Consider the following 6,684-nt stretch of genomic DNA (forward strand, 5'->3'; position numbering starts at 1 on the left):
CCAAAAGCATCATCGCGTCCAGCAATGCATGCTCAAAAGAGAGGGTATTCTGCGTGTGCGTCATATTGTAGCCGTGATTGCTAATGCTCAGCGAAATCTGCCCGGCCATTGTATTGTGTGTCGATTGGATAAAGGAAGTAGGTGGCAGCAATCCTTCGACGGTCAGTGACGTACTGAGGAATTTTTCAGTATCCTGTAAGCAGCCCAGGCCGGTCCCGACAATGATCGCATCTGGCTGTTCGATATGCGATTGCGCCAGGCAATCCTTTGCACAAGCCACAGACATACGAAGGATTTTGCTCATTCTTCGAAGCAGCGCAGCGTCAATAAATGACTTGAAGTCGGGAGTTATCAAAGAAGAATCCGTCGCTAATGCATTGATCGAGCCCGAAAACCCTGCATTCCCCAAGGTAGGCTGGTGCGAAATCGTGGAGGCTGCTGAAATATAGTACACGCTTTTGTCCATATTAAGCACGATCGGAAAAGACCAGAGATGAATTGTTGCCGCCAAAACCAAAAGAATTGGACAACACAGCGCGCACTTTCCGATCGGTTTGCAACGCAGTGACCGGCTCTAATTCGGTCTCTTCGATGCTGTTTTTAAAATTTAAGTTCGGGTAAATAAGGTTATTCTGAATGGCAAGAATCGAAAAAACAGCCTCGATCGCGCCTGCCGCAGCAAGCGTGTGGCCAGTAAATGCTTTTGTTGAGCTGAATGCAGGAATCTGGTTTGCAAATACATTCTTCAATGCGACCGATTCTGACAAATCGTTGTTTTTGGTGCCGGTACCGTGCGCATTTATATACGTGATTTCGTAAGTATTCAAACCGGATTTCTTCAAAGCCTGATCTATCGCCAGTGTCGCGCCTTTTCCTTCCGGCGAAGAGGCGGTTTGATGATATGCATCTGCCGCATTCGCCCAGCCACTTAGATAGGCGATCGTCTTGTTTCCCGAGAATTCAACGCTTTTTTCGTTCTCCAACAACAAAAAGCCAGCGCCTTCACCCAGGTTCAACCCGCTGCGCGACTCATCGAAAGGGCGGCACCATTGATCGTCGTAAATCATCAGCGACCGGAATCCATCAATCGTAAATCGCGCTAATGCATCCGAGCCGCCTACCAGCACCCGGTCCAGTCTGTTTTGCAGAATGAGCCTTGCGCCAAGCATAATTGCATTGGCGCCTGACGAGCAAGCTGTTGATAATGTATTTACGTAATCTTTAATGCCCAGCTCAGCGGCGATCCGCTCGGTTGTTGATCCGCTGTCGTGCGTTTTGAGCAACCGAAAATCGGGATCTTTCTTGGCGAGATAATCTTTGTAAAAATGCTCGCTGCGATCCATTCCGCCTACCGAAGTAGCAGAAATAATGCCAGTCCTCAATGTTTTTGAGAGCCTGTTTTTACCCCAGGCTTCGCGCGCCGCCAACAGTCCGAGCAGTGACGTACGGGAAACATACCGGGTACTAATATGTAATTTTGCTTTCAGGTCGTCATTCGAAATCTTGGCCTCTCCCACCAGCAATTCCGAATTTTCTTTCAGAAAAGCCATTTTGCCAATCCCCGACTTCCCCTCTTTCAATGCACGCAGGTTTTCTTCAACTGATAATCCAATTGCAGAAACAACGCCAATACCTGTAATCCGTACTCCCATGGACTGTTTGATCAGCTTTTGCGTTTGCGGATGTATTCCGCCATTGTGTTGACAGATTTAAAAGCTTCTTTACCTTCCTCAGGTTTGGTAACCTGGATACCGTGGTATTTTTCAAGCAAAACGATCAGTTCCAGCGCGTCGATCGAATCGAGTCCCAATCCTTCCTCGTTGAAAAGCAGGCTATCATCGGCAATGTCCGCAGGCGTGATATCTTCGAGGTTAAGCTGTTCTATGATTTGTTTTTTAAGGTCTTCTTTGAGCGTGTCCATTGCCTTATAAATATTGAGTGTGAATTTTAGTTTGTTGGGAAATTATGTCAGCGATAAGTTTAAGAGGTTTTCTGCATTCAATTCAAGGCTGTCCGGTCCACTTTCTTCAACGAGGAAAAGCAACACGTCTACCTTGCCTTCCAGAACTTCCAGCCACCCGCAAAGTGCGGCTTTTGCGCCTGTGGATTCCATAACCTGCAAATAATCCAGGAAGAATCCGGGAGCGAATTTAGGTAAAACAGCAAACATATTTTCGCCGTACCATTTGTTCAAAATGGCTATTTCACCCAAAACAATGTTGGGTAAGGTATAAACAAAAACAGACGGACTTGGCGACTCGCTTCCCTCGTAAGACTTGATAAAGCGCAGGTCCGTATCAGCGCTGGAAGTACTATTCGCGAAAATCAATGCAATTTCATCGTCTCCGTAATTCAATGTAAAGTCCGGATATGCACGCTTGATTAGCTCGGAAGCAAGGTAACCCGCCTGCGAGAGCGCATCCATTTTATAGAATTTGGGATAAACAAATCCCTGCGCTTTGTAAATCTGCTTGAACCAGGAATCGGTCGATGCAAAGTCCCTGCGCACTACCTCGGTGCCATTTACTGCACAATCATCCTCTTTTAGCCGGCAATATGCTGTAATACGCTTCATATTTTTCGGATGATCAAAGAGGCATTTCCGCCGCCAAAGCCGGATGCAGTTTTCAGTATTGTTCTCAATTCTTTCTTTTCATTTTCCAAAACCACGTGCAGCGGCTTTGAGGTACCTGCATCGCGGAAGCCCAGACTTTTTATAAGCGCTCCATTTCTGATCATCTGCATGGAAGCCGCAGTTTCAATAACACCAGCAGCGCCCAAAGTGTGTCCGAAATACCCTTTAAAACTATTTAAAGGAATATTGCCCATATCCAGCCTGTCGAATGCAATGGATTCCATCTCGTCGTTAAACACCGTCGCTGTCCCGTGCGCCGAGATAAAATCGATATCGCCGGGTTGTACCTGGTTATTCGCCAGCGTCTTTTTCACGCTTCTGTACAAGCCTTCACCAGTCCGCGACGGCCCCGATATATGATTGGCATCGTTAGCGCTGGTGCCGGTCAAAAGTTCAAGCGGCGCTTCATTGAAAATGGCACTTGATCGGGAAAGAACGACAGCGCAGCAACCCTCACCCAGCGTAATCCCGTTCCGGGCCGCGTCGAAGGGGGCACAAGGCTGGTCACTCGCCGCGAAGAGCGACTGAAACCCGTTTATAACAAAATCCGAAAGCACATCACAGCCGATAACAATGGCGTGATCATACAGGTTTGACTTAATTAAGTTGCTAGCCGCATTAATCGCCAATACGCCCGAAATGCATGCATTTGAAACAACAACAGGCACATTGACCAGCGCAAAATTCGCGCGCAGTGTTTCCATTACAGATGCAAACTGATCTCTTACATTAACATCCAACGCACCTTTGGTTGAACTTATCAGTACAATAGTACGGTCAGAGGAAAGAATTGCGCGATCAATTTGGTGGGAAATGGCAGTGAGACTATCTGTAACAAGCTTTTCAAACTTATTTTCGGCTGAAAGTGAATGTATTTTGGCCAAATGGATGCTTTCACCTGAAAAACCGGCACCTGCTACCAGCGAGATGCCCGATCTGTTTTCCATTAACCCGCTCCAATTTTGCTCCGTCGTGTCGCCCAGAGGCGTATTCATTACCTCAGCCCCGATATAAATCATTCTGATGTTACTATTTTGAAAATCAGCCTAAACCTGGTTTTTTACTTTCCATTCCTGATAGAATGCGGGTGTGATCAATTCCAGCGTACGCGTTTCCTTGTCCAGAAAAACCTGCATGGTTTTGCCTATTGCGCATAATTCACCAGTTGTCAGGTTGATCACTTCGTATTCAAACTGGATCTTCGCCGACTTTACAGGCACATACCTGGTTACAACTTTGATCGCTTGTCCGTAGTATACCGGCGCTTTATGGTCTATTTCAGATTTAACGATCGGTGTGAAAAAACCTTTGTTAAAAATGGTCAGGTATTCCAATCCGTAGGTCTTACCAAATGCCTCTCTGCCGTCTTCAAAAAACTTAAGGTAGTTACCGTGCCAAACTACGCCCATTGCGTCGGTTTCGCTGAACCGTATGTCTATTTCGATTTCCGAAGCAATCATTCTGTACTTTTTAGGGTTATTCCGCAACAACAATTTTCATCTCACAACCCAGCAATATACGTCCTTCCAGGAAACTTTCACCTTTCACCAGGTAAATATTTCCAAGTTGGTGCAGGGGTGAAACGCGCGTCCGGATAGTCGCGGAAGCGGGTGGCAGCTCGAAAACTTCCAGCTTGCTGACCGCACCAATAAAGCCGATTTTGGCCTCTCCACCCTCCTGCCTGCCCAGGTACCCGAAGGAAAGCGCGCAGGTCTGGGCAATGTTCTCGATTAACCCGCTTGCCTGGAAGAAACCTTCTTCTACCAGCATATTGTCATTTTCAACGAAGAAGTCTGTTTCAAACAATTCCTGTGTAGCATGAAGCAAGTTACCGACCATAATAAATGGTGCGCTGTGTGGAATGTAGGTGGTGACAGATTCTTTCGAAACGATCATTCGGCGAAGAAGTTGAAGTAGTTAAACCATTGTTCCGGATATTGACGCACCTTTTTTTCCAGCTCAGCTACATACAGCTGGGCTATTGCTTCCGGTTTCATCTTGTCGGTGATGGGTGCAGTTGCACTCAGATGGTAACTGTATTTGCCGTTTTTAGCAGCAAAAACAAAGGTTACCGGTGCCTGGAATTTCGAAGCAATGACAAACGGCCCAAACGGGAACCGCGCCCTTTTACCTAAAAAATCCATTTCAATAAACTTCGAGCCTTCCAGGTAACGGTCTGAATGTATAGCAACAAATTCGTTGTTTACCAATGCATTCCGGATAGCGATCACGTGCGAGAGATCGTCTTTGATCGCAATCACATTAAACCGTGAGCCTCCCGTGGAAAGGTCCATATACTGTTTAATGCTTTCCACCTCGGCATCAAGCATCAAAATATTGATAGTTGGTGTGATCCTGCCTTTCAGCAAGTTGCCCGCAGTCTCCCAGTTACCCAGGTGGGCGCTGAGCAATATACCGCCTTTACCCATTTCCCGGATATCGATCAGGTATTGCTCATTCTCGAAAGTATGCGTGAATTGTTCGGTCTTTCCAAGCAGAAAAGCAGCGCGGTCCACCAGCGTTTGCCCGAAAATATAAAAGTTGGCCCGGACAAGCTTTCTGGCCGCCCGCTCCGAAACGTGAAGGGTATTTTGATAAAAATCGAGGAGCGCACGTCTGGGTTTGGCTGCAAACAAATAGTAATAAAACGTAACTACTCGCAGCAGAAGGTAAGCAAAGTTCAGCCCCAGGGAATTAATGAAAAAGAGAAAAATCTTGTACCCTGTTAGAGATCCCTTGGTCTTACCGTCCCAACGGCTCATTTACAAAGCAAGTTTCTTGCGCACTAATCTATAAAAATCGCCAAAGGTTACGATTTCCTTAAAGTCCTCGCCTGTAAGCTTCACATTGAGATTTTCCTCGATCAGCACAACAAGGTCCACATAGTCAAGACTATCCAGGTCGAGTGTATCTTTCAGACTGTTTTCCGGAATGATTTCACTCCTGTCCACTTCAAATTCCGTTGATAAAAAATCCCTGGTTTCTTCAACTATTTCTTCCCAACTCATTTTTACTTCGTTAGTATGCATAGCAGTAAAATTAATTTATTCTCACTGATAGTTTGAAAATTTTTACACTTTTAAATACATCCGAAGGCTAGCGCAAAGAGATCGAAGTCTATTCGAAAAGGTCCGTTCAGAGATTTGGAGGAGAACAAAATTACAAAAAATCAGACATTAAGAAGTGGCCGGTTACGAAGTATTTGAGGGCTCCTGATTACGGATAATCAGATTTTCCTGATGATCAGTGTAGAGTTTGTTCCGCCGAAACCAAATGAATTGGAGAGAAAACAGTCGATGTCCTGTTCTCTGGTTTCAGCGATTACATTGATTTTTTGAGAGTCTTCATCCGGGTTCTCAAAGTTGATATTCGGAGCGATAAAGCCATTTTGCATCATGAGCAGCGAGTACACGATTTCACTCGATCCCGCCATCCAGCATTCGTGCCCGGTCATCGATTTGGTAGAGCTGACAGGCACATTGCCGCCAAAAACTTCATAGATAGCGCGCGCCTCACTACCATCGCCCACAGGTGTAGAAGTGGCGTGTGCATTGATATAGTCAACGTCGCTAGTTGTGATACCAGCCTGTTTCAACGCCATTTGAAGCGACCGGATTTGTCCGTCAATACTTGGGTTGGAGATATGATCACCGTTTGAAGAAAACCCGTATCCGATCAGCTCGCCCAAAATAGGTGCGCCGCGCTCCATTGCAGATTCATAAGATTCGAGGATCACCGTTGCAGCGCCGCCGCTGGGGATAAGTCCGTCGCGATCCCTGTCAAAAGGCCGGGAAGCTCTGGCTGGCTCAGCTTCACGTACCGAGAATGTGCCTAATCCATCAAAACTCGCCATCGCCGCAGTATTGATTTCCTGCGCGCCGCCGCAGATAATGCGCTCCTGCAGTCCCTGAGCAATCATCAGATAACCCATTCCGATCGAATGCGATCCCGAGGCACAAGCCGCGCTTAGTGTGAAATTGATCCCTTTCAGCTTGAAAATCGTGGAAAGGTTCATGTTCACGGTACTGTTCATATTCTGGAAAATCGCG

10 protein-coding genes are annotated in these 6,684 nt (G+C 46.5%); all 10 read right to left on the reverse strand.

Annotated elements, in window-relative coordinates; all coding sequences use genetic code 11:
• The coding region (locus ACTIE6_RS12580; RefSeq protein WP_439556972.1) for a beta-ketoacyl synthase chain length factor at positions 1–466 on the reverse strand (466 nt) is incomplete at its 3' end.
• A gap of 1 nt (position 467) precedes the next feature.
• A complete protein-coding gene (locus tag ACTIE6_RS12585) occupies positions 468–1,652 on the reverse strand; it encodes a beta-ketoacyl-[acyl-carrier-protein] synthase family protein (protein WP_439556973.1) in 1,185 nt (394 codons plus the stop codon).
• Positions 1,653–1,663: 11 nt separating this feature from the next.
• Entirely contained in the window at positions 1,664–1,921 is a 258-nt protein-coding gene (locus tag ACTIE6_RS12590) for a phosphopantetheine-binding protein (RefSeq protein ID WP_439556974.1), read from the reverse strand.
• A 42-nt stretch (positions 1,922–1,963) separates the two neighbouring features.
• Positions 1,964–2,575, reverse strand: a complete 612-nt coding sequence (locus ACTIE6_RS12595; RefSeq protein ID WP_439556975.1) for a hypothetical protein — start codon at positions 2,573–2,575, stop codon at positions 1,964–1,966.
• A complete protein-coding gene (locus ACTIE6_RS12600) occupies positions 2,572–3,654 on the reverse strand; it encodes a beta-ketoacyl synthase N-terminal-like domain-containing protein (RefSeq protein WP_439556976.1) in 1,083 nt (360 codons plus the stop codon). The genes ACTIE6_RS12595 and ACTIE6_RS12600 overlap by 4 nt, the downstream gene beginning before the upstream one ends.
• 27 nt (positions 3,655–3,681) lie before the next feature.
• Positions 3,682–4,095 (reverse strand): acyl-CoA thioesterase, encoded by a 414-nt coding sequence (locus tag ACTIE6_RS12605; RefSeq protein WP_439556977.1) that lies wholly within the window; start codon positions 4,093–4,095, stop codon positions 3,682–3,684.
• A gap of 16 nt (positions 4,096–4,111) precedes the next feature.
• Entirely contained in the window at positions 4,112–4,531 is a 420-nt protein-coding gene (locus ACTIE6_RS12610; protein WP_439556978.1) for a hypothetical protein, read from the reverse strand.
• Positions 4,528–5,397 (reverse strand): LpxL/LpxP family acyltransferase, encoded by an 870-nt coding sequence (locus ACTIE6_RS12615; protein WP_439556979.1) that lies wholly within the window; start codon positions 5,395–5,397, stop codon positions 4,528–4,530. The genes ACTIE6_RS12610 and ACTIE6_RS12615 overlap by 4 nt, the downstream gene beginning before the upstream one ends.
• Positions 5,398–5,664: an acyl carrier protein gene (locus tag ACTIE6_RS12620; RefSeq protein ID WP_439556980.1), complete on the reverse strand. Its 267-nt coding sequence runs from the start codon at positions 5,662–5,664 to the stop codon at positions 5,398–5,400. It abuts the gene before it with no gap.
• 197 nt (positions 5,665–5,861) lie between these two features.
• Positions 5,862–6,684, reverse strand: an 823-nt coding sequence (locus tag ACTIE6_RS12625; RefSeq protein WP_439556981.1) for a beta-ketoacyl-[acyl-carrier-protein] synthase family protein, incomplete at its 5' end; no start/stop codon positions are given.

This window comes from Dyadobacter sp. (assembly GCF_051859145.1).
In the GTDB taxonomy this organism is placed as follows: Bacteria; Bacteroidota; Bacteroidia; order Cytophagales; family Spirosomataceae; genus Dyadobacter.